This is a genomic window from Intrasporangium sp., assembly GCF_035280925.1.
Lineage (GTDB): Bacteria > Actinomycetota > Actinomycetes > Actinomycetales > Dermatophilaceae > Intrasporangium.
Genome location: NZ_DATEEY010000087.1, coordinates 1 through 20,093 on the forward strand (window position 1 = coordinate 1; position 20,093 = coordinate 20,093).

At 70.9% G+C, this 20,093-nt stretch carries 19 protein-coding genes; 4 read left to right on the forward strand and 15 right to left on the reverse strand.

Annotated elements, in window-relative coordinates; translation table 11 throughout:
• The 5 genes from VJN29_RS08990 to VJN29_RS09010 form a co-directional block, all read right to left on the reverse strand.
• On the reverse strand, positions 1–524 hold a 524-nt coding region (locus VJN29_RS08990; protein ID WP_324143284.1), incomplete at its 3' end, for a hypothetical protein.
• A gap of 76 nt (positions 525–600) precedes the next feature.
• Complete coding sequence (locus tag VJN29_RS08995; protein WP_324143285.1) at positions 601–798, reverse strand: hypothetical protein; 198 nt, start codon at positions 796–798, stop codon at positions 601–603.
• The gene (locus tag VJN29_RS09000; RefSeq protein WP_324143286.1) at positions 795–3,461 is read right to left on the reverse strand and encodes an adenylate/guanylate cyclase domain-containing protein; all 2,667 of its coding nucleotides are present in this window, start codon (positions 3,459–3,461) and stop codon (positions 795–797) included. The genes VJN29_RS08995 and VJN29_RS09000 overlap by 4 nt, the downstream gene beginning before the upstream one ends.
• 273 nt (positions 3,462–3,734) lie before the next feature.
• Complete coding sequence (locus VJN29_RS09005; protein ID WP_324143287.1) at positions 3,735–4,214, reverse strand: hypothetical protein; 480 nt, start codon at positions 4,212–4,214, stop codon at positions 3,735–3,737.
• A 109-nt stretch (positions 4,215–4,323) separates the two neighbouring features.
• Positions 4,324–5,739: an MFS transporter gene (locus VJN29_RS09010; protein WP_324143288.1), complete on the reverse strand. Its 1,416-nt coding sequence runs from the start codon at positions 5,737–5,739 to the stop codon at positions 4,324–4,326.
• 177 nt (positions 5,740–5,916) lie between these two features.
• On the opposite strand from VJN29_RS09010, the gene VJN29_RS09015 reads away from it, so the two are divergent.
• Entirely contained in the window at positions 5,917–7,521 is a 1,605-nt protein-coding gene (locus VJN29_RS09015; protein ID WP_324143289.1) for a DUF6345 domain-containing protein, read from the forward strand.
• A 105-nt stretch (positions 7,522–7,626) separates the two neighbouring features.
• Here VJN29_RS09015 and VJN29_RS09020 read toward each other — a convergent pair whose 3' ends face one another.
• The 7 genes from VJN29_RS09020 to VJN29_RS09050 form a co-directional block, all read right to left on the reverse strand.
• Positions 7,627–8,217: a dihydrofolate reductase family protein gene (locus tag VJN29_RS09020; protein ID WP_324143290.1), complete on the reverse strand. Its 591-nt coding sequence runs from the start codon at positions 8,215–8,217 to the stop codon at positions 7,627–7,629.
• A gap of 36 nt (positions 8,218–8,253) precedes the next feature.
• Complete coding sequence (locus VJN29_RS09025) at positions 8,254–8,946, reverse strand: GTP cyclohydrolase II (protein ID WP_324143291.1); 693 nt, start codon at positions 8,944–8,946, stop codon at positions 8,254–8,256.
• Positions 8,947–8,957: 11 nt separating this feature from the next.
• Positions 8,958–9,686, reverse strand: a complete 729-nt coding sequence (locus tag VJN29_RS09030; RefSeq protein WP_324143292.1) for a RibD family protein — start codon at positions 9,684–9,686, stop codon at positions 8,958–8,960.
• The gene (locus tag VJN29_RS09035) at positions 9,679–10,719 is read right to left on the reverse strand and encodes a lysylphosphatidylglycerol synthase transmembrane domain-containing protein (protein WP_324143293.1); all 1,041 of its coding nucleotides are present in this window, start codon (positions 10,717–10,719) and stop codon (positions 9,679–9,681) included. Before VJN29_RS09035 ends, VJN29_RS09030 begins: the two co-directional genes overlap by 8 nt.
• Before the next feature lie 264 nt (positions 10,720–10,983).
• Complete coding sequence (locus VJN29_RS09040; RefSeq protein WP_324143294.1) at positions 10,984–12,036, reverse strand: glycosyltransferase family 4 protein; 1,053 nt, start codon at positions 12,034–12,036, stop codon at positions 10,984–10,986.
• Positions 12,033–12,428, reverse strand: a complete 396-nt coding sequence (locus tag VJN29_RS09045; protein WP_324143295.1) for a 6-pyruvoyl trahydropterin synthase family protein — start codon at positions 12,426–12,428, stop codon at positions 12,033–12,035. Before VJN29_RS09045 ends, VJN29_RS09040 begins: the two co-directional genes overlap by 4 nt.
• A gap of 54 nt (positions 12,429–12,482) precedes the next feature.
• Positions 12,483–13,484, reverse strand: coding sequence for a zinc-binding alcohol dehydrogenase (locus VJN29_RS09050; RefSeq protein ID WP_324143296.1), 1,002 nt, complete (start codon positions 13,482–13,484; stop codon positions 12,483–12,485).
• Positions 13,485–13,568: 84 nt separating this feature from the next.
• Between VJN29_RS09050 and VJN29_RS09055 the strand changes: the two genes are divergently transcribed.
• The 3 genes from VJN29_RS09055 to VJN29_RS09065 all read left to right on the forward strand — a co-directional run bounded on the left by VJN29_RS09055 (position 13,569) and on the right by VJN29_RS09065 (position 16,279).
• Entirely contained in the window at positions 13,569–14,186 is a 618-nt protein-coding gene (locus tag VJN29_RS09055; RefSeq protein WP_324143297.1) for a CDP-alcohol phosphatidyltransferase family protein, read from the forward strand.
• Positions 14,186–15,784 (forward strand): CDP-alcohol phosphatidyltransferase, encoded by a 1,599-nt coding sequence (locus VJN29_RS09060; protein WP_324143302.1) that lies wholly within the window; start codon positions 14,186–14,188, stop codon positions 15,782–15,784. Before VJN29_RS09055 ends, VJN29_RS09060 begins: the two co-directional genes overlap by 1 nt.
• A gap of 96 nt (positions 15,785–15,880) precedes the next feature.
• Positions 15,881–16,279: a hypothetical protein gene (locus tag VJN29_RS09065; RefSeq protein WP_324143298.1), complete on the forward strand. Its 399-nt coding sequence runs from the start codon at positions 15,881–15,883 to the stop codon at positions 16,277–16,279.
• A 190-nt stretch (positions 16,280–16,469) separates the two neighbouring features.
• On the opposite strand, the gene VJN29_RS09070 is transcribed toward VJN29_RS09065, so the two are convergent.
• The 3 genes from VJN29_RS09070 to VJN29_RS09080 all read right to left on the reverse strand — a co-directional run bounded on the left by VJN29_RS09070 (position 16,470) and on the right by VJN29_RS09080 (position 19,840).
• Complete coding sequence (locus tag VJN29_RS09070; RefSeq protein ID WP_324143299.1) at positions 16,470–16,826, reverse strand: VOC family protein; 357 nt, start codon at positions 16,824–16,826, stop codon at positions 16,470–16,472.
• A 100-nt stretch (positions 16,827–16,926) separates the two neighbouring features.
• Positions 16,927–18,732 carry a hypothetical protein gene (locus VJN29_RS09075; RefSeq protein ID WP_324143300.1) on the reverse strand — a complete coding sequence of 602 codons (1,806 nt, stop codon included), beginning with the start codon at positions 18,730–18,732 and terminating at the stop codon, positions 16,927–16,929.
• A gap of 31 nt (positions 18,733–18,763) precedes the next feature.
• Complete coding sequence (locus VJN29_RS09080) at positions 18,764–19,840, reverse strand: oxidoreductase (protein WP_324143301.1); 1,077 nt, start codon at positions 19,838–19,840, stop codon at positions 18,764–18,766.
• Positions 19,841–20,093 lie beyond the last annotated feature (253 nt).

The window sequence follows — 20,093 nt, forward strand, 5'->3', positions numbered from 1 at the left end:
CCGTCCAGCTGTACGGCGAACCACGTCCCACCGTTCAAGGCGATGTCGTGGCACTTGACCTCGTGCTTGCCCTCGTGCGCGTAGTAGTAGAGCGGGTGCCCGGCATAGGTCACCTGCGTGGCGCCGTCCGTGCGGCTCGTCGTCCCGAGCAGTTCCGGCTGCGCGCCCGCTCCGGCTGCGGGGGCACCCTCGGTCAGGACGGGTGGCCAGGCCTCCGCGCATTCGTCGTAGCAGGCCGGGGTGGAGGTCGTCTCGACGTCGAAGATGTAGACCGCCTGTCCCGTGCTGTCGAACAGCACGGTCCCGAACGTGCTGTCGCCACCGATGATCTCCGTCCCGTGCATCATTGGCTCCGACGACATGGGCGTCGAAGCCGGCTTGCTCGTTTGGGCCCCGCCGGCAGCGGAAGTGGCGCCCATGGACTCGGACGTGCCGGAGTCCATGGCGCCGCATGCCGCGGTTGCGCACAGGAGGAGACCCGCGGAGCCGATGAAGAGGGGACGGACGGAGCTGGGTGTCCTCATGTCTCCAGTCTTCGAGGGCCGAGGCGAGGCGACAACCGTCCGGCGCCTGACGAAGTTCTTACGGCCGCATCGGCCGTCAGTGGCGCGTCTTGAGGAAGATGTCGACCTCGTCCTTGTCCTGCGGTTTCCCGGGGCGGACGAGACCGGCGTCCTCGAGGGACGTGCGCAGGTCCTCGTCGAGCTCCTCGAAGGCCGGGCCGCGAAGCGCCTTGGCGCGCTGGTTCGCGCTCAGTCCGCTCCACCAGCGCTCCAGCTGCTCAGTACGATCGGTCATGGCACTGCTTCCTCTCCGTCAAGGGCGATAGAGCCCTGGGCCACGGCCGCTTCGATGGTCAGGTTCCGCCCAGCCGCGTAGGCGCGATTCCACTCGTCATTGTCTCCGTCGGACCGCGCCCGCGTGACGAAACGGTCGAGAATCGCCCTGTCGGGGGCGGTTCTGGGCATGCCCACCGCTTCCCGGTGCCGGTCGGCGGCCCCCACGAGCGCGGCCGCGCGCTGCCCGTCGCCGAGCGCCGCCCAGACGGACGCGAAGTTCTCCACCACGCAGATGGACAGCTCCATGTCGCCGAGCGCGATCGTCGAGGGCGCCGTGTCGAGCAGTTTGCGCAACGCCGGCCGCGGGCCCTCGGCATGGAGAAGCGCGCTGATCAGGTTGGTCTGGTTGATCGCCACACCCCACGGGTCCTGACGGGCCTCATCGGCCTCGATGGCGCGCCGCGCCGCCTGAGTTGCGGCGGCGTAGTCGCCACGGTCGATGTGGATGGGCGCCAGGTTGGTCAGCCCCGTGGCCTCACGCTGCTTGTCGCCGATCTGTCGCGCGAGCTCGATGCTGCGCTCGATGAGCTCACGCGCAGCCTCGACATCTCCCTGTTCGCGCCGGCCGATGCCGAGGCTGTTGGACTCCCGTGACTCGCGGGAGACGTCATCGAGCCGGTGCGCCATGGCCAGGGCGCGTTCGAGCACTTGGGTACCGGCGGCGATGTCGTTCTGCTGCAGGGCGAGGATGCCATGTCCGTGGAGTGCGTCGACGATCTGTGGTGAGTCGCTCTGGTGTCCCTTGTCGAGCAGGGCCATCGCCCGGTCGGACCAGCCTCGGCCCTCCTGCACATAGCCGAAGCGGTACCAGTACGTGTCCATCGGCTCGAGGAGCTCCAGCCCGAGCTCGAACCGTTCACGGGGTGCTGTGGGAGACAGGGTCCAGTCGAGCGCCGCGCGCAGGTCCTCGATGACGGACTCGAAGCGGTCGAGCGCCCCGAGCTGCCGCGGACCGGCGTGGAGCACGGCGCTGAACTCGCGAGCGACCCGGATGCACCACTCCGCGTGCCTCTGCCGCGCTGCATCGGCCTCGCCCTGCTCCTCGAGCCGATCGAGTGCGAAGCGCCCGATCGTCTCCAGCAAATAGACCACCGGCTCCCCGTCAGGCCCGTCGCGGACCTCCAGCAGGCTCGCGTCGACGAGGTCGGCGACGACGTCCAGCGGATCGCGCCCCTCTCCTTCGACGACCGCCTCAACGGCGTCGAGGCCGATGCGGCTCGAGAAGACACCGAGCTGCCGGAGGACCCGGCGGTCCGACTCGGTGAGCATGTCGTAGCTCCACGAGATCGTCGCCGTGAGGGTGCGCTGTCGCTCCGGGCGGTCCCCTTCGAGCACGGCCTCTCCGAACCAGCGGTCGAGCCGCGCGAGGAGGCCGCGCGGGCCGAGCAGGCGACTGCGGGCGGCCGCAAGCTCGATCGCGAGGGGGAGCCCGTCGAGTCTCCGGCACAGCTCGACGACGTCGTCCACGGTGTCCGTCGTCAGGGCGAAGCTCGGCCTGACCATGCGCGCCCGCTCGACGAACAGCCGCACTGCCGGACTCTGCTCGACGACCTCCCGAGCCAACCGCCCCCTTGTCGCACGCGGCACGGACAGCGGCGACAGCGGGTACTGCCATTCTCCGACGAGGTGCAGCGGGCGGCGGGAGGTGACGAGGGCGGTGACCAGAGGGGCGGCCTGGAGCAGTTGGGCGACGACGTCGGCTGCGTCGGAGATCTGCTCGAGGTTGTCGAGGACGAGGACCGCGCCACGTTCGCGGAGGAAGGCGAGGGTGCGCTGCGCGGGGGTCTCCTCGGCGGTGCCCATCGGCGCTCCCACGGCCTCCCCGATGCCGGCCCACATGACGGTGGCGCGGTCGGCGCTCTGGAGCGGCACGAAGAAGACGTCACCGGGGGCCCGGGCCTGCAGCTCCTTCGCGGCCGCGACGGCCAGACGGGTCTTGCCGGTGCCTCCGGGGCCGGTCAGCGTGACCAGCCGGGCACCGTCGGACTGGATCGCCGCCGTGATGGCCCGCAGCTCCGCATCCCGTCCGAGCAGGTCCGTGCGATACACGGGCAGGTTCGCCGCCATCCCCAGGGTGCGGAGGGGCGGGTGGGTCTGGGCGAGCCCGGGCGCGACGATCTCGTACAGGTGCTCCGGGTCGGTCAGGTCCTTGAGCCGGTGCCGCCCCAGGTCCAGGAACAGCTCGGCCGGCAGCGCCTCGGACACCAGAGCGTGGGTTGCCTGCGAGATGACGATCTGACCCCCATGGGCAGTCGCCATGATCCGGGCTGCGCGGTGGATGTCGATCCCGATGTAGTTGTCCTCGTGCACCTGCGGCTCACCGGTGTGCAGCCCGATCCGCACCCGCAGCGACCGTCCCTCGGGCCAGTCGTGCTCGGCGAGCCCGCGCTGCACGTCGATGGCCGCGGCGACCGCGTCCGTTGCCGAGGTGAAGACGACGAAGAAGCTGTCGCCCTCGGTCCCGACCTCCCGACCACCATGCTTGGCAAACACGTCCCGCAGGATGACCCGGTGTGCGGAGAGGGCTTCACCCCAGCGCGGTCCCAACCCGGTGAGGAGAGATGTGGAGCCCTCGATGTCGCTGAACAACAGCGTGAGGGTCCCGCGGGGGAGGGGACTCATAGTCGACAGTCTCTTCCCCTTCACGGTCGCCGTCACGAAATCCGCCGATCACGTGCGCGAGTGCCGCGCGAAGCTGTGCGCGTCCACGTCTGCGGTGACGCATCCGTCGGATCATGGGCGGACCAGGACTTGCCCTCGGCTGCCGCGCTTCTTGGGGTTTCCGCGACCTCGTCAGCGACATCACGGAGGTAGAGCGTCGTCATGCGATGGTGCCGGCACCCTGCAAGCTCCGCAACAGCGTGCTCGCAGGGACGGCTGGCGGCTGGGCCCGAATCAGCCGCCGCTGATCTGCCGGGCAACGTCCTCGGCCCGAAGATGGTCTGGCAGGGAGATCTGCATGTGCTTCACCGCAACCGGGGTGGGCACGCGAACCGCGGAGAGCACCTCGGCCTCGACACTCAGCACGAGGCGCCCATCGTCACCCTTCTGTGCCACCTGACCGGAGGCCTCGCTGAACGCCCTCGCTCCCTCCGCGTCCAGGACGAGGTCGACGGCCCCGCTGCCGTCGGGGGCAGGGGTGGCCGTGGTCACACCGACCCGTGCAAAGTCTGACGGCGCGACGATGACGTACTCGTCCCCGATCGCCTCGCAGTCAGGTCGCGAGCCGGGCGTGCACGTCTGCGATACAGCGAGGCCGATTGCGCCGCCGCGGTCCGACGTCGAGGCCACCGGATCTCCGGCCTTGGCCTGCCCGCACGCGCCCAAGGTGAGCAGCATGCCTGCCACCCCGACCTGCCACGACCGAATCGCCACAACGACCTCCTCGTCCCAGGACCCCGTGCTGGTCGCGCCCACCATAGCCACTCATGCGCACCTGGACGCCCACAGGTCGCGGGAGCCCACGGAGTAGCGGAGAGGCCGCTCAGAGGCCCTGCTCCGGAACCCCGGCCGGGCGGTTTGCCGGAAGCTTCGCGCCGGCGACCAGGCCGACGAGCGCCACGACCGCGAGGACGACCATCGCGAGCGCGTAGTTCCGACCCGCAGTCGCGGCGAGGCCGGCGACGAGCACCGTGCCGGCGATCGCGGTGCCGAGGGACGAGCCGAGGTTGGACACGCTGCGCGACAGGCCGGAGATCTCCCCCTGCTGCGCCTCGGGGAAGGCGGACTGCACGACATTGACCGACGGGGTGAGCATGACGCCGACACCGAGCCCGATGACGAGGAGCCCGGGGGCGAGTGCCCACGCGCTCGGCGAGACCCGGACCAGGGCGATGAGCAGCCCGATGCCGACGATGGTCACCACGAAGCCCGTGACGATGAGCGTCCGCTGCGCGCGGCGCTGGGCGAGGCGTTGCGCGGCAAGCGACGACAGGAGCACGCCGACGGTGGCCGCGGTGAAGATGACGCCCGTCTCGATCGCGTTGTATCCCCGCTCCACCTGGAGGTAGGCCGCGACCACGAAGGACACGCCCATGAGCACGAGCCACTGTGCGTTCTGCGTGACCAGGCCGAGGTTGGAGGTGCGGTTGCGGAACAGCTGGGTGGACAGCAGTGGCTCCTTCCCCGCCCGCTCCTTGGCACGCACCGAGGCGAAGAACCACACGAGCATGAGGGCGCCGGCCACCATCAGCGCGAGCATGAGCAGCAGGTTGTTGTCGGCCGCCAGGATGCCCGTGACGAGCAGGATGAGCCCGACGGCGGACAGGATCGCCCCGCCGACGTCGAAGTGCCGGGTGGGGTCGGCCGGGAGAGGGTCCTCGAGGCTGCGCCGGCTGAGCAGCACGATCAGGCCGATGACCAGCGCCTGGAACACGAACGCTGCCCGCCAGCTGATCGCCGTGGTGATGAGCCCGCCGATGAGGGGCCCGGTGGCGGCACCGATACCTGCCGCCGCGTTGATGGCGCCGAACGCCCGCGCGCGGGAGGTCATCTCGGTGAAGAGCATCGTGGCAAGGATGTACACCGGCGGGATGAGCAGCGCCGTGCCGATGCCCTCGAGGATCGAGTTGCCGATGATGAGCACCCCGAGCCCCGGGGCGACGGCGCTCACCAGAGCGCCGATGGCGTAGATGACGAGGCCGACGTTGAAGCATCGCTTGCGGCCGTAGCGGTCGGTCAGCTTGCCGCCGGGGATCATGAACGCCGCCATGACCAGGAGGAAGATCGTGATCGCGACCTGGATGCCCTGGACCGTGGTGTCCAGGTCCCGGCTCATGTCGTTGATCATCACGGTCATGTTCGAGCCCGCGAAGCTGCAGATGAACTGCGCCAGCGCGAGCGGCAGCAGCACCCCCCGCGCGACCGCGGCGGACGTGGCCTTCGCTGCTCCCTCAGCCATCCCTCCACGGTGCTGGCCACGGTCCGGGATCCACATCACGCCCGGGGGATGAGACGGCGCCAGGCGGTCGGCTGGCATGCGCCGACTGCCGGACCGTCCCCGGGCCGGCAGTATCACCTCCACATCGGCCGCGCTCTTCTCCCTGTCAGCACTGTGCGCGACGGAGGAGGAACCACCATGACCATTTCGCTGCCCGTGTTCGAGCTCGGCAGGTCCGGGCTTGACGGCGAGCGTGTCGCTGCCCTGGCGGCGGGCCTCCTCGACCTCGAAGGGGAGGTCCGCGAGCTGGAGGACCGCCTCGTGGTGGTCGACGAGAACCGGACGCTCGAGGTGTTCCCGGCCTCGGGGTCCTTCTACGCGTCGGATGCCTCGCAGCTGCACAACCCGTGGCTGCGGCCGAAGCTGCCTCCCGCCGATCGAGTTCCGGGGCTGGGCCGCGAGCTGATGGACCGCCTTGGCCTCGCACCGCGCACCGGGGACCTCGTCGAGCTCGTCGAGCTCCCGCCCGGAGGCACCTACCTGGCGACTCGCCCGCGGCGACGCGGACCCAAGGATCGGCGAGACCGGCAGCTCGACACCCAGGCCCGCTTCACGCTCGGCATCCGCAACCCGGGCATCGATTCGGAGCCGAGGCTGCTGCCGGTCATCGGCGGCGGCGGCAAGCTCACCTTCACCTTCGGCGACGAGGGCCGGCTCATCGGCGCACACGGCGGGTTCCGTCCGATCGGGGAGCCGTTCAACGTCGAGGCACTCGACGTCAGGGAGGCCTTCGACCGGCTCGGCGCCCAGGGCACCCTCGAGGACCAGCACGCCTACCTGGCCTACTACCTCGCGCCGGGCGACGTCGACCAGCGAGTCCTCGCGCCGGTGTGGGTCTTCACCTCGCGCTTCGACGTCGAGCACGCCGATGGCAAGGGCTCGTCCAGCGTGTCGTCACGCCACACCTTCGTCGCGGCCACCGAGCACGGCCCCTTCTTCCCGCAGCTCGAGGCGCAGCCCGAGCGCACCGAGCGCGCAGTCGCCTCGCGTGCTGCGCGCGCCCTCAACCCGAGCGAGGCGGGGACGAGCTGGGTCAAGCAGATCGACCAGTCCACGCCCCTGAACGGCAGCCCCCAGAACGCCCAGGGCTTCGTCGACGGCCTGAGTGCCGACGGGTGGCAGGTCAACTTCAACTGGGGCGACCTCAACGCCTGGGAGTCGGACTGGAACGCCGACGACGACACGTGGGTCGACGCCGCCGACTTCGTCTTCTACACCGGCCACGCCAACCAGAACGGCTGGGTGCTCTGCGTGCCGGGCAAGCAGCAGTCCGTCCTGCTCGGCGCGAGCGTGCCCGGGACGGCACCCAACACCCCCGGCGACCGCTATGGCCAGAACGACCTCGAATGGTTCGTCATCGCCGCGTGTGGACCGCTCCAGGACAACGTCATCTCGCCGGGTGGCGGTGACGTGCTGGGCCGGTGGGACGGCGCGTTCGACGGCCTCCACACGCTGCTCGGCTACGGCGCCATCACCTTCGACAACACGGACGAGGGGCGCAAGCTCTCGCGCTACACCCGGGACGGCATGGGCGTCATCAATGCCTGGTTCCGTACCGCGAAGGAGGTGCAGCCGGCGACGAATGGCGAGTCCGCACCGGACGGCCCGGACGTGTGGGTGGGCGCCATGTGGGTCACCAAACCGGGCGTCGACCCCTCGGGCGACCACATCTGGGGACATGGCTCCGTCTCCGCCGACCCGACGTCCCCCTCCTCCCTCGTGTGCATGTGGACGACGTGCTGACTGAGGTCACGTGACCGGGGGTGCCAGCTCAGCGGCATACGGCACGATATGTCGTATGCCGCTGAGCGCGCTTCCAGCGCAACGGAACTCAGCAACTGGCGGAGTTCAACGGCGCACGCGGTAGCGCAGGTGGGCGACCTCGTGGCCCGGCTGCACGGCGATGGGCTCGAGCTCGATGTGATCGGCTCCGAGGTGCTCGAACAGGCGCCGGCCCTCACCGAGCAGGACGGGCACGAGGTGGAGCTGGATCTCGTCGAGCAACCCGGCCCGCAGCATGCGCTGCGCGATCCACGCCCCGTGCACGAGCACGCCCTTGTCGCCGGCCGCGTCCCGGGCCCGCCGGACCGCGTCGGTGAGGTCGCTCAGGTAGGTGACGTTGGGGTAGCCCGCGAACTCCGCCGGCGGCTCGTGCCGGCTGACGATGAAGATGGGCACCCCGTCGTGGTGGTCGCCCTGCCACCCGCCCGCCGGCTCGAAGGTTCCTCGGCCCGCGATCACCGCCCCGGTCGACATGAAGTCGTCGATGACCGAGCGGTCCGCGTCGTCGAGCCGTGGCGCCGCGGCCTCGATGTCTCCTTGTCCGATCCAGTCGTGGAGCCGCTCCCCGCCGTCGCCGAGCCCGTTGCCCGGCCCGGCGTTCGGTCCGGCGATGAAGCCGTCGACGGACATCGACATGTAGAGCACGGTCGTGGACATGACGCTCTCCTTCGTCGGTGGATTCGGCGTTGGTGGTCAGCCCACCTCGGACTCCGGTGACGTCCGGTGCGCCAGTCCGTCCGTGGGGGGCAGCTCGAGGGTGTGGGAGCCGAGCGTCGCCTTCGTGGCCAGGTAGTGGGCGTTGGCGGGGGACAGGTGGACCCCGGTCGCGACGAGGGTCGTCACGGCGATCCCCAGATTGCCGAGCTGGGCAGCCTTGTCCGGGTTGTTGGTCAGCAGGGCCACCCTGGGGACTCCGAGCGCGAGCAGCATCTGGGCCGCGACGGCGTAGTCGCGCGCGTCCTCCTCGAAGCCGAGGGCCACGTTGGCCTGGTAGGTGTCGAGCCCCGAGTCCTGCAGGACGTACGCGTCGAGCTTGGCGTAGAGGCCGATGCCACGGCCCTCCTGCCGAAGATAGAGCAGGTAGCCACCGGTCTCGGACAGCCGCTCGACGGCCTCGCGCAGCTGCGGGCCGCAGTCGCACCGCTGGCTCCCGAAGACGTCTCCGGTGAGGCACTCGCTGTGGACGCGGATCAGCGGAGGAGACGCGCCGTCCCGGGCGCGGCGGGTCGGGTCGGACCGGTCGCCGAGCCCGAGGGCGACGTGCTCGAGCCCGTCGGCGAGCCCGTCGAAGGTGAAGGCCAGCGCCGTCGTCTCGTAGCCGTCGGAGAAGGACAGCGGCACCGGGACGGCGGTGCGGATGGTGGCCTCGGGCAGGCGGTCGACCATGGCTCCCCCTGTCAGCTCATGGAGAATCGGGACGAGAGCGCGTAGCGCAGGAGCACCACGTCGCCGATCTGGCGAACCTCGGCCAGGGTCGCGCGATGGTCGGGGTTCCACGGGAAGTCGCCGTCCCCGACGAAACGGGTGGCCTTCGAGCTGCCGACGAAGAAGGGTGCGACGACGAGCTGGAGCTCGTCGGCGAGGTCGGTGGCGAGCAGCTGCGTGTGCACCGTCCCTCCGCCCTCGACCATGAGGCGGCTGACGCCCCGGGCGGCGAGGTCCTCGCAGACCAGGTGCAGGCTGCAGGGCTGACCGGCGTCGACGACCGTCGCGGCGTCGCCGACCCGTGCGCGGGCCTCGGCGACGGCCGTCGACGCGCAGTAGACGAGCTTCTCCGCATCGTCGCAGGCAAAGAATCGCGACCCCGGATCGAGGTCGGCGCGGCGAGTCAGGGTCACCTTCGTCGGGGAGGGAGGCAGGCCCAGGGCCACTCGGGCCGCCCGGCGCTCGGGTGACCGGACGAGGAGCCGTGGGTTGTCCCTGCGGATGGTGGCGGCCCCGACGAGGATGGCGTCCGAGGCGGCGCGCTCGGCGTCCACCCGGTCGAAGTCGGCGTCGTTGGACAGGAGCAGCCGGTGCAGCGCGGGGCTGTCGAGGTAGCCGTCGATCGACATGCCACAGCTCAGGAGGACATACGGCCGGTCAGGCAGGTCTCGCTGGTCGGGCCGGTGACGGACGTCAGGCATGGGCGTCCTCCCGCACCAGCCTGTCCCGGCTGGCGCGGCGCAGACTGCTCACCGTGAGGATCACGGCGCCCGGCAGGCTCGCCACAAGCACAAGCCCACCGTAAACCACCGCAGTGGCGAATCCCTGGACCGCGCCGAGCCCCGCCGTCCCGAAGGCCCACGCCGCCGCGCCCTCACGGGGACCCCACCCGGCGAGGTTGACCGGGAGGGCCATGGCGAGCAGGACGACGAACGCGATGGGGACCAGTCCCAGGGGCGAGGCGACGATGCCAGCGGTGCGAGCGGCGATGAGGAACGTGGCCACGTGACCGGCGACGGCCACGATCGACGCCCCGACGACGCCCGGCCAGGTCCCGCGGCCGAGCACTGCATGGCGCACGTCGGTCGTCACGGCGTGGAGGCCGTGGGCGACGCGGGATCGGCTCCGACGGGTGGCGAGGAGCACGATGGCGACGAGGGCTGCCATGGCTGCGGTGGCTGCGGTGCCGAGCAGTGCAGGAGCTGCGAGCAACTGGCTCCGGAACGGCGACGGCACGATGAGCACCACCAGGCCGGCGAGACAGAGCTGCACCGCCTGGCCCGCCGATCGCTCCCAGACGACCGAGCGCAGGGCCCGGCCGACGTCGCCGGTGGCCCGCCCGTGGCTGAGCCCGCGGTGCACGTCGCCCACGACCCCGCTGGGCAGCGACACGTTGAGGAACTGCGACCGGTACGACGCGGTGACCGCCTCCCGCAGGGACAGGTCGAGCCCGAGCCCGCGGGCCACGAGGACCCAGCGCCACGAGGTGCACGCCGTCGTCACGAGGGCGATGCCCGAGACGGCGACGAGGGACCACGCGTCGATCCGGCCGAGCGCGTCGACCACGGGAGCCGGGCCGATCCGCCAGAGCAAGGCGACGACAACGATGGCTCCCCCTAGCGGCTGCACCCACCGCAGCCACCGGCGGGCCCGACCCATCGTCGTCGCCTCCTCGTCCCCTGACGTCCCCTCCCACTCACGACGGATGACGGCTGTTGCGCCGGTCTGGTTCATCGCCGGTTTGCTTGGTTTCGGTCCGGTTCGCTCCGGCTCGGCTCTGGCTCGGGCTCGCCTTGAGTCGAGTGTGCAGTAGACGCCGCCCGCCGCTCCCGCGTGCTTGCCCTGTGACGGGGGCGCTCAGATCCTGCTCCGCCTCGCGGAGCAGGATCCGAGTGGTGCCGCGGTGAGTCCTCGTCGAGCCTGGCGTGTGGCATGTGCCCCAGGCCGTCGGACCTCCGTCAGAGGCTGGTGCGTCAGCCGCTTGCTGCTCGGCGTGGTTCAGCTCGGCGCGAGAGTCACGAGGACGGCGGACGCCTGCTCGGCCGTGCGCGACCACGGGTGGAGTGTGAGCCGGCGCTGCCTGGCTCGGTGCCGGAGTCGCTCGCGAAGGGCGGCATCGGTCAGCCACGCCCGCAGCGCCGTGGCCAGGGCTGCCGCGTCGTCGGGGGGCAGAAGCAGGCCCGGTCTCCTGTCCTCTCCGGTGTTGTCGGCGTCGCCGTGGCCGAGGGTGTCGGGCACGCCGCCGACCGCCGTGCCGATGACGGGGAGGCCGTGCCCGAGGGCCTCGGTCACGACCATTCCGTACGTCTCGACGCGGGAGGGGTGGACGAGGACGTCGGCAGCGGCATACGCCTGGTTGAGGGCGCTGCGGTCGAGCGGGCCGACGAGCTGGACCCGGTCCCGGATACCGGCTCGGCGAGCCTGCGCGGTGATGCGCTCGACGAAGCGCGGGTCGGGGGACAGCGGGCCGGCGCAGACGCAACGCCACTGGAGGTCGGGGAGCGCGGCGAGGGCCGCGACGAGCAGGTCATGGCCCTTGATCGGCGTCACCGCGGCGACGCAGAGCAGCTCGCCGCCGGCGGGTGTGCCGGGCGCCAACGGGGATGGGTCGACGCCCGGCTCGGCCACGTGAACGCGGTGCGGGTCGAGCTGGTGCACGTGGATCACCCGATCGCGGGTCCACGTGCTGGTCGTCAGGACGGCGGCCGCGGCGGAGAGTACGGCGCGCTCGCGCGGACCCTCGAGGGGCAGGTGGACGAGGACGACGAGTGGGAGCCGATGGGCGAGGGGGACCATCGTCTCAGGGGTGTTGGACGCGAGGAGGCCGTCGACGAGCGTCAGGTCGCCGTCGGGCAGCCGGGCCGTGACGTCGTCGAGGGCTCGTCGGGAGGCGGCATCGGGCTCTGGCCACCCGCCGGGGACGAGGTGTTCGCCGACGGACCACCCCAGCGAGGTGAGCTCCTCGACGAGGCGCCGGTCGTAGGTGTTGCCGCCGCTCGGCCGCAGTTGGTCGGGGACCGAGTCGGGGATGACCGCGTGCAGGCGCCTCACACGGAGCGCTCGTAGGACGCCCAGGCGACGTGCGACTCGTGCAGGGTCACGACGATCCCGGTGACCTGGCCGGGCTCGGTCCCGAGCGAGCCGGCGGTGACGCTCTCGGCGAGCCGGTCGGCCACGATGCGGGCGAGCACCTCCGTCGACGTGTTGCGGCCGAGGGACGGCTCGTCGTCGAGGTTGCGATAGCTCAGTGCGCCGACGACGTCGTGGACCTGCTCGGTCGCGAGGCCGATGTCGAGGAGGATGCCGTCGTCGTCCAGATCCGGACCCCGGAACGTGGCGTCGACGACGAAGGTGGCGCCGTGGAGCTGCTGGGCCGGCCCGAACCGCTCGCCCTCGAAGCTGTGGGCGATCATCATGTGGTCCCGCACGGTCACGCTGAACATGGCTCTACCCCGCTGTCTCGGTGCTGTCTCGCTGTCTCGGTGCTGTTCGGTGATCTAGGTGGCTGCGTAGGTGATGGAGTGGCAGATGGCGGACCGGCTCCCGTCTGCGAGGCCGGCGAGGACCTCGGGGAGGTCGTCGAAGGGGGACCGGCCGGTGATGAGGGCGTCGAAGCCTGGGTCACGGAGCAGCTCGAGCGCGAGCGCGAGCCGCTGGGAGAAGGTGTAGCGACTGCGGCGCGCCGGGGCCAGTGACCCGACCTGGCTCGCTCGGATGCCGAGCCGCCCCGAATGGAACGTGCCGCCGAGCGAGAGCTGGACGGTGGAGTCGCCGTACCAGCTGAGCTCGATGACGGTGCCCTCGGCCCGGAGCAGGTCGAGCGAGGTCTGCAGTCCCGCCGCGGTGGCGCTCGCGTGCACGACGAGGTCGCAGTCCGCGAGGGGAAGGTCGTCGCGGTCGTCCGGTCGGGCGAAGCCGACGCCGAGACGTCGTGCCACGTCGGCGCGCGTCGGGTCGACGTCGACGAGCGTCACCTCGACGCCCGGGAACCGGCCCAGCAGGAGGGCAACGCTGCATCCGACCATGCCGGCTCCGACCACGGCGACCCGGTCACCGAGCAATGGGGCGGCGTCCCACAACGCGTTGACCGCGGTCTCCACGGTGCCGGCCAGCACGGCTCTCTCCGGGGGCACCTCGTCCGGGACGACGACGACCGCGGTCGCCGGAACGACGTAGGCGGTCTGGTGCGGGTGGAGACAGAAGACGGTGCGACCGACGAGGTCCTGCGTGTCGTCCCCGCCCTGCTCGACGACGCCGACGTTGAGGTAGCCGTACTTCACCGGGGCCGGGAAGTCGCCCTCCTGGTAGGGCGCCCGCATGGCGTCCCACTGGCTGGCCGGCACCTCGCCGCGGAAGACGAGCGTCTCGGTGCCCCGGCTCACGCCGGAGTAGAGCGTGCGGACGAGGACCTCGTCGTCCCCCGGCTCGGGCAGGCGCAGCGGTCGGATCTCGCCCCGGCCCGGCTCGACCAGCCAGAACGCGCGTTCGTCGGTCGCCACGGCGCCAGCCTAACGACGGGCCGGTGAACGAGGGCGGACCCGGCAGCGTTCTTGGTGTTGACTGGCTTGGGCGGAGGTAGCGGAATGCGGGTGGTTCCCGAGTACCGGACGAGGTTCGGGCCGGCTGATCGCGTCACCCTGGCTCGGGCGGTCCTCGCGTGCTGGGTAGCCGGTCTCGCCGCTGCCACCGCCGTCGGTGGGTCGCAGGCCCCGGCTGCGCGGGCGGGCGGCGTCAGCCCGCTCGTCTGGCTGGCCTCTGTGGCGCTCCTGCTCGACGCTGTCGACGGATGGGTGGCGCGTCGCACCGGCACGGTGAGCGCGTTCGGGGCACGGTTCGACCTGGAGGTCGACGCGTTCCTCATCGCGGTGCTCAGCCTGCACGTCGCCCGAGAGATCGGCTGGTGGGTTGCCGCGATCGGCGCTGGCCGCTACGTCCTGCTCGTGGCGCAGCAGCTCGTCCCGTGGTTGCGCATCGAGCTGCCCCCGAGTCGGTGGCGCAAGGCCGTCGCTGCGTACCAGGGGATCGCCCTCACGGCCGCGGCCGCGCACGTGCTGCCGGCGGAGGTGGCGGCCGGCCTTGTCCTCGCGGGGCTGTTGGCGCTCGCACTCTCGTTCGGGACCGAGGTCTACTCCCTCTGGCGCCTGCGGCCCTCACCCGCCGTGGAGCCGGTGCCCTCCTGCGTCGGGTCGGTAGTCGAGTGATGCGCCGGGTGGCCCTCACGGCTCTTGCCGCCGCGCTCGTGTGGGTCGCGCTCGTCGCACCGGAGGCCACGGCGCTCCTGACCCCGCTCGCCCTGTTCCGCATCCCGATCGAGGGACTCGCTCTCGTGGCGGGTGTCCTCGCCCTCCCACCGCGGTTCCGTCGCTGGCTGCTCCCGCCGGTCGGTGTGCTGCTCGCACTGCTGCTGCTCATCCGGGTCCTCGACTGGGCGTTCCGGTCCTTCTTCTACCGCCCCTACAACCTCCTGAGCGACTGGCGTTACGCCGACTCGGGCTTCGACCTGCTTCGCGACGCCACCGGTCCGACCATGGCGCTCCTCGGAGCTGCGGCGAGCGTCGTGGTCGTCGGCGGCCTGCTCGTCGCAGTCCCTCTGGCGCTGCGACGGCTCGCCGGCATCATCGACCGGCACCGGACCGGCGCGGTCCGCGGGGTTGGGGTGCTCGCAGTCGCCTGGGTCGTCCTGGCGGCAGTCGGCGTCGCCGTTGCCCCGGGCGTGCCCGTTGCGTCGTGGAGCACCGCCGCCCTCGCCTCCGAGCAGGGCGCCAAGGCGGTCGCCGACGTGCGCGACCAGGGCGTCTTCGCCAAGGAGGTCGCCGCGGACCGCTTCCAGCACGCACCCGGACCCGAGCTGCTGCAGGCGCTCCGGGGCAAGGACGTGCTCGTCGTCTTCGTGGAGAGCTACGGCAGGGTGGCCGTGGAGGAGTCGAGGCTCGTGGACGACACCCTCGAGTCCGGCACGGACAAGCTTCGTGCCCAAGGGCTCTCGAGCAGGAGCGCCTGGCTGACCTCGTCCACCTTCGGCGGCTTCAGCTGGCTCGCCCACGCCAGCCTCCAGACGGGACTCTGGGTCAACACCCAGCAGCGCCACGACCAGCTCATGTCGACCGACCGCCTCACCCTGAGCCGCGCCTTCGCGAGCGCCGGGTGGCGGACCGTCGCCGTCGTCCCCGCCAACCGCCACGACTGGCCCGAGGGCTCCTCGTTCTACGGCTACGACACCGTCTACGACGCGCGCACGCTCGGCTACGCCGGCCCCGGCTTCGGCTACGCACCGATGCCGGACCAGTACACCCTCTCGGCCCTCGACCGCCTCGAGCTCGGACGGCCCGACCGGCCCCCGGTCATGGCCGAGGTCGACCTGGTCACGAGCCATGTCCCGTGGGCGCCGCTCCCGCGGCTGGTCGACTGGGCCTCGATCGGCGACGGCTCGGTCTACCGGTCGATGGCCGGCAAGGCGCCCACCCAGGACACCGTCTGGCGGACCGAGGAAGGTGTGCGCGCGGCCTACGCGCAGTCCATCGCCTACTCGCTCGAAAGCGTGTTCTCGTTCCTCGAGAACACGCGCGACGACAACCTCGTGGTGCTCCTGCTCGGCGACCACCAGCCGATCACCATGGTCTCCGGCGACGACGCGAGCCACGACGTGCCGGTCAGCCTCATCACCAGGGACCGCCCTGTCCTGGACCGCATCTCCGGCTGGGGCTGGGGTGACGGGCTGCGGCCGACGCCCGCGGATCCGGTGTGGCGCATGGACCAGCTCCGCGACCGCTTCCTGACCGCTTTCGGGACCGGACCGTGAACCGTCGACGCCCCGCGTTCGTCGTCAGGGGTGTGTCCGCTGTCGGAGATCGCGGGCTCGCGATCGCGAGGCGGCAATGGAAGGGAGAGTCCCCAAATGACCCTGCGACTCGTCGGTGCGGCCGCGCTCCTCGTCTCGGCCGCGGTTCACGCCTATCTGTGGTTCGACGGCGTCCGCAACCAGTCCGTCGGCCCCATGTTCCTCGTCAACGTCGTGGCGGGCGTCGTCATCGCGGTGATGCTCGTCCGGTGGCGGCACTGGCTCCCGGCCTTCCTCACCCTCGGCTTCGGGGCTGCGACGCTCGGCGCGTTCATCATCTCGGCGACGGTGGGCCTGCTCGGCGTCCACGCCGAGTGGGCGGGTGGCTTCGTCTGGACCGCTGCGATCTCGGAGCTGGTGTGCATCGTGGTCGGCGCGGCGCTGCTGCTCCAGTACGTGCGACCACCGGAGCCGGCTCGCCACGGAGCCGGACGAGGTGCCGTCACCAGCGGTTGACTCAGGCGGTCGCCGAGCCAGCGGTCGTGCTCGACGCATGATGACCCTCGATGCCGTATGCCGCCGGGCTGGCCCTGCGTCGAGTGTGCAGTCCGCGCCCGACTGCACACTCCACGGGAGATCACCTGCCGCCGGCCCCGGCTCACGCCGCTGGCGCGTAGACCTGCGGCAGTCTTCACACCTGGGAGGTTCAGGACTGCGGTCGGGGGCTGTAGAAGACCAGCCCGTTCCCCATGTGGTCGTAGACCACGGCGCGGCGCTCGTGCGCGTCGTCGTAGGGCGCGCGGAGGATCGCCCCGCCGTTCTCCTCGGTGGCCTTGGCCGCGGCATCCACGTCCGCGGTCTTGATGCCGACCGCGACCTTGCCGGGAATCGGGTGATCCACCGCGGTCGCCAGTGCGAGGGTCACGGAGCCGCCATCCAGGGCCGCGAAGTGGGTCCCGTCACGGAACTTCAGGGTGAACCCCAGAGTGTCGGTGTAGAACCCGATGGACTCGTCCAGGTCGTCCGTCGACAGGACGATCATGCGCACGTCGTAGTCGGCCATTCCCCGCTCCTCTCCGTCCCGGCGATCGTACTGGTGGGCGAGTCGTGACCTTCGGGCGGCCCAAGCGCGGGCCGCCAGGGACCGGTGGGTGGCTGGCTCCTCAGCGGCTCTGCCTGATGCCCTGCACCAGCAGCGTCCCTGCGATGACCGCGATGAGTAGGTGCAGGTTCTGGAAGCCGAGGACGAGGAGGGGGATGACTGCGATGATCGAGACCTTTCCGAACCAGCTCTCCTCGCGGAATCCCTGCGCCAGGGCGCGCCCATACAGCCGCAGCCGGTGGGTCATCCGCTTCACCGGTCCGATCCGCTTGGGGATGTGCTCCGGATGGCGCGGAGGCTGCGGCAGTCTCAGATCGTGGGGAACGCGGGCGTCGAGCACCTCGACGATGCGCGGACCACCCTGGTACGTGTTCGGCTCCACGCTGATGGCCCAGCCGTCTTGAGAGATCACCTGACGTGCTCCGTCGGGGAACTCGAGCAAGCCGGCCACTGTGGTGAACCACACGGTCGTCAGCTGCCCGCCAGCGGTCTGTTGCAAGGCATCGTCACTGAGCCAGAGAGCCGCCCCACCGGCATCGTGCCGGTGTCGCTTCGCGCCGTCGGCCACGAAGGTGGTTCGACCCCGCAGGACCTCGACTCCCGCGATGGGCTCGGCACCCTGCGGCAAGCCGAGCACGATGGACTTCCGTAGCTCGCCGACGGCCTCGGCGACCTGCTCGGGGGTGACTGCCGAGGCGAGCTCGTGGGCCTGCTCGAACGTATGGAGGTCTGTGTCAGTCATGACCGAAGCGGCCGCCGACCACGCAATCCCGGGCGCTACCGCGGGGTCGCGCAGCTGCCGCTCGCGGACGATCCTCAGGTCGTCGAGCACCGACTGGGGCGGGCCATTGCGCTCCAATGTCGCCAACACGTCCATGAAGTCAGAGCCGCACGTGGCCCGTCCCTCGGTGCTGATGTCGCTGCCGCAGATGATCAGGGCAGAGTCGCCGCTGACCCGCTCCAGGTCGGCCCATGGCCCGTAGGCGACCCCCTGCCCCTGGCGGAAGGAGTCCGTCAGCGTGCGCCGGATGACCTCCGGCGCCAGACCCGCAGCGAACGACCGAGTCACCTGTCCGGAGGCGACCAAGCCCGAGTGCACCGAGTGCAGGCCGGGCAGGCTGGAAGCCACCGGCTCGGGCAGCGCGGGCGTGTGCCGCTTGCCGACAGGCAGCGCGTGATTGAACTCTTCGGGTAGGTGCTGATCGGCGGCCAGTACGGCGTTGCTCGCGACGAACATCTTTGCCGCCCAGGCCCGCAGGCCCTCAGCGGACGCTCTCGCAAGGCCGAGCTCGCGATAGGCGGTCAGGCCCGGCCCCTGTGCACCGAACCGCCAGTCGTAGTTGAAGGCCACGTTGCCCACGGCCCGCTGTTCGGACTCGGCGCGAAGCACCTTGGCCTCATGGTCTATTCGTGTCAGGTCCGGCTCGGCCAGCCACCGGGTCAGCTTGAGCAGGTGCTCGAGCACCGCGTCGGTCTCACCGTCGAGGTCGAACCGGGTCTCGTACAGTCCCACTGACGCGTTGAACGCCAGCCTCGGGTCCTTCCAGTCGTGCAGTGCGGAATGCTCGAGCAGGTGGGTCCAACCGCTGGTTGCAAGCGTCTCGTCGGCCTGACCGACACGAAAGAAGAGCGACGCGCGCATCGTGTCGCGCGGCGCGGAAACACTGAAGACGCGCAGCCCGCCGCGCACCTCGTCGCGCAGCTCCAGGTGGCCTTGTCCCATGAGCACCCGCGTCACCGTAGTGCACGGCGAGGTGAGGCGCGCGAGCAGGCAGAGTGTCAGCGGGGCGCTCGCGCTGCGGCCCACGCTCGCCAACCCGGCCGCGTCGTGAAGTGGCCGTATGTCGGTGAGCCGGCTCAGCGGCATACGGCTGAGTTTGATTGTGGTGCGGCAAGACTCAGCGTTCGACAGCCAGCCTCGCCATCCGGCCTTGGGCCCCGGCGGCGTAGCACGCACCCGGGACGCAGTCGACGGCGTTGAAGGTGCCGCTGTCGAAGGTGGCATACGTCCTGCCACCGTCCCAGCTGACGTCCGAGCCGCTCGTGCCGACGGCAAGAACGGCGTCGTGGAAGCCGTCCATCCAGGCCGAGCCGGAGCGGTAACCACCGAGACCCGTGCCCGCGTGCCAGGTCGCGCCCCTGTCGTCCGTCCACGCGGCGTTGGAGACCGCGGCGTCTGGCGTCGTGAAGTCTCCACCCACGGCGACGCCGACGCGGCCCGGCCCGAAGGACAGCGAGAAGATCCCGCCTGCCGGTGCTCCGGCGACGGGCGAGTCCATGACGCTCCAGCTCAGCCCGCCATCGGTGCTGCGGAAGATGCGGCCGGGGTCGACTCCACCAGTACCGAAGAAGAGGTCACCGCGGTTGTTGCTGTTGATGCACGTGCCGCTCGCGGCGAACCCGAACTCGCCATCGAGTGCGGGCGGCATGCCCGCGCTCGGCAGCTCGGTCCAGGAGTGTCCGCCGTCGGTGGTCTTCAGGATGAGGAACTTCCCGTCGACGGGATCGGAGAGGATGTAGCCGTCCTTCTTGTTCGTGAAGGTCATGCAGTCGTAGAACGCGGTGGGCAGGGTGTTCTGATGGCTCACCGTCCACGTCATCCCACCGTCGTCGGTGACGTAGACGCGCATCGCGTCAGCCGTGTCGCCGATCGAGGCGGCGACCGCGTGGTCAGCGCTGCTGGCGTAGACGCTGCGGAACTGGAGGTCGCTCGTCCCCGCCGGACCCACCGAGGTGACGGTGAGTCCCCCGTCGACCGACCGCAGGATCGTGCCTTCGCTGCCGCCCGCCCAGACCACCTTCCGGCTCACGGCCGAGAGGCCGCGCAGGCTGGCTGTCGATGTCGGCGTGGTGAGCACGTCCCACGACAGGTCGTAGGTCGGGGCGGCGGTCGCCGGGGTGGCGGCAAGGGTGACGGCCGTGGCGAGCGCAGCGGTGGCCGCGAGAGCTCTGAGGAGGCGTGACGTCGTTGTCATGGATCCACAGCCTGCCACTGCGCGCACGCTGGTGGGGACCTGAGCGAGGCGCTTCTGCGTCGAGTGTGCAGTAAGTGCCGCTTGGCGAGAACCGTTCCGTGACGCGAACTGCACACTCGACATGGGGGGCGCGCGGATCGCGTCCCAACCGAGGATGGCCGGGGCCCTCGCTGTCGCGCCGGCGGCGGGACCGGTGACCTGGCTGAGGGCGTCGATGCGTGAGCCTCGACAAGGGTGGGGCGGGGAACCTAGC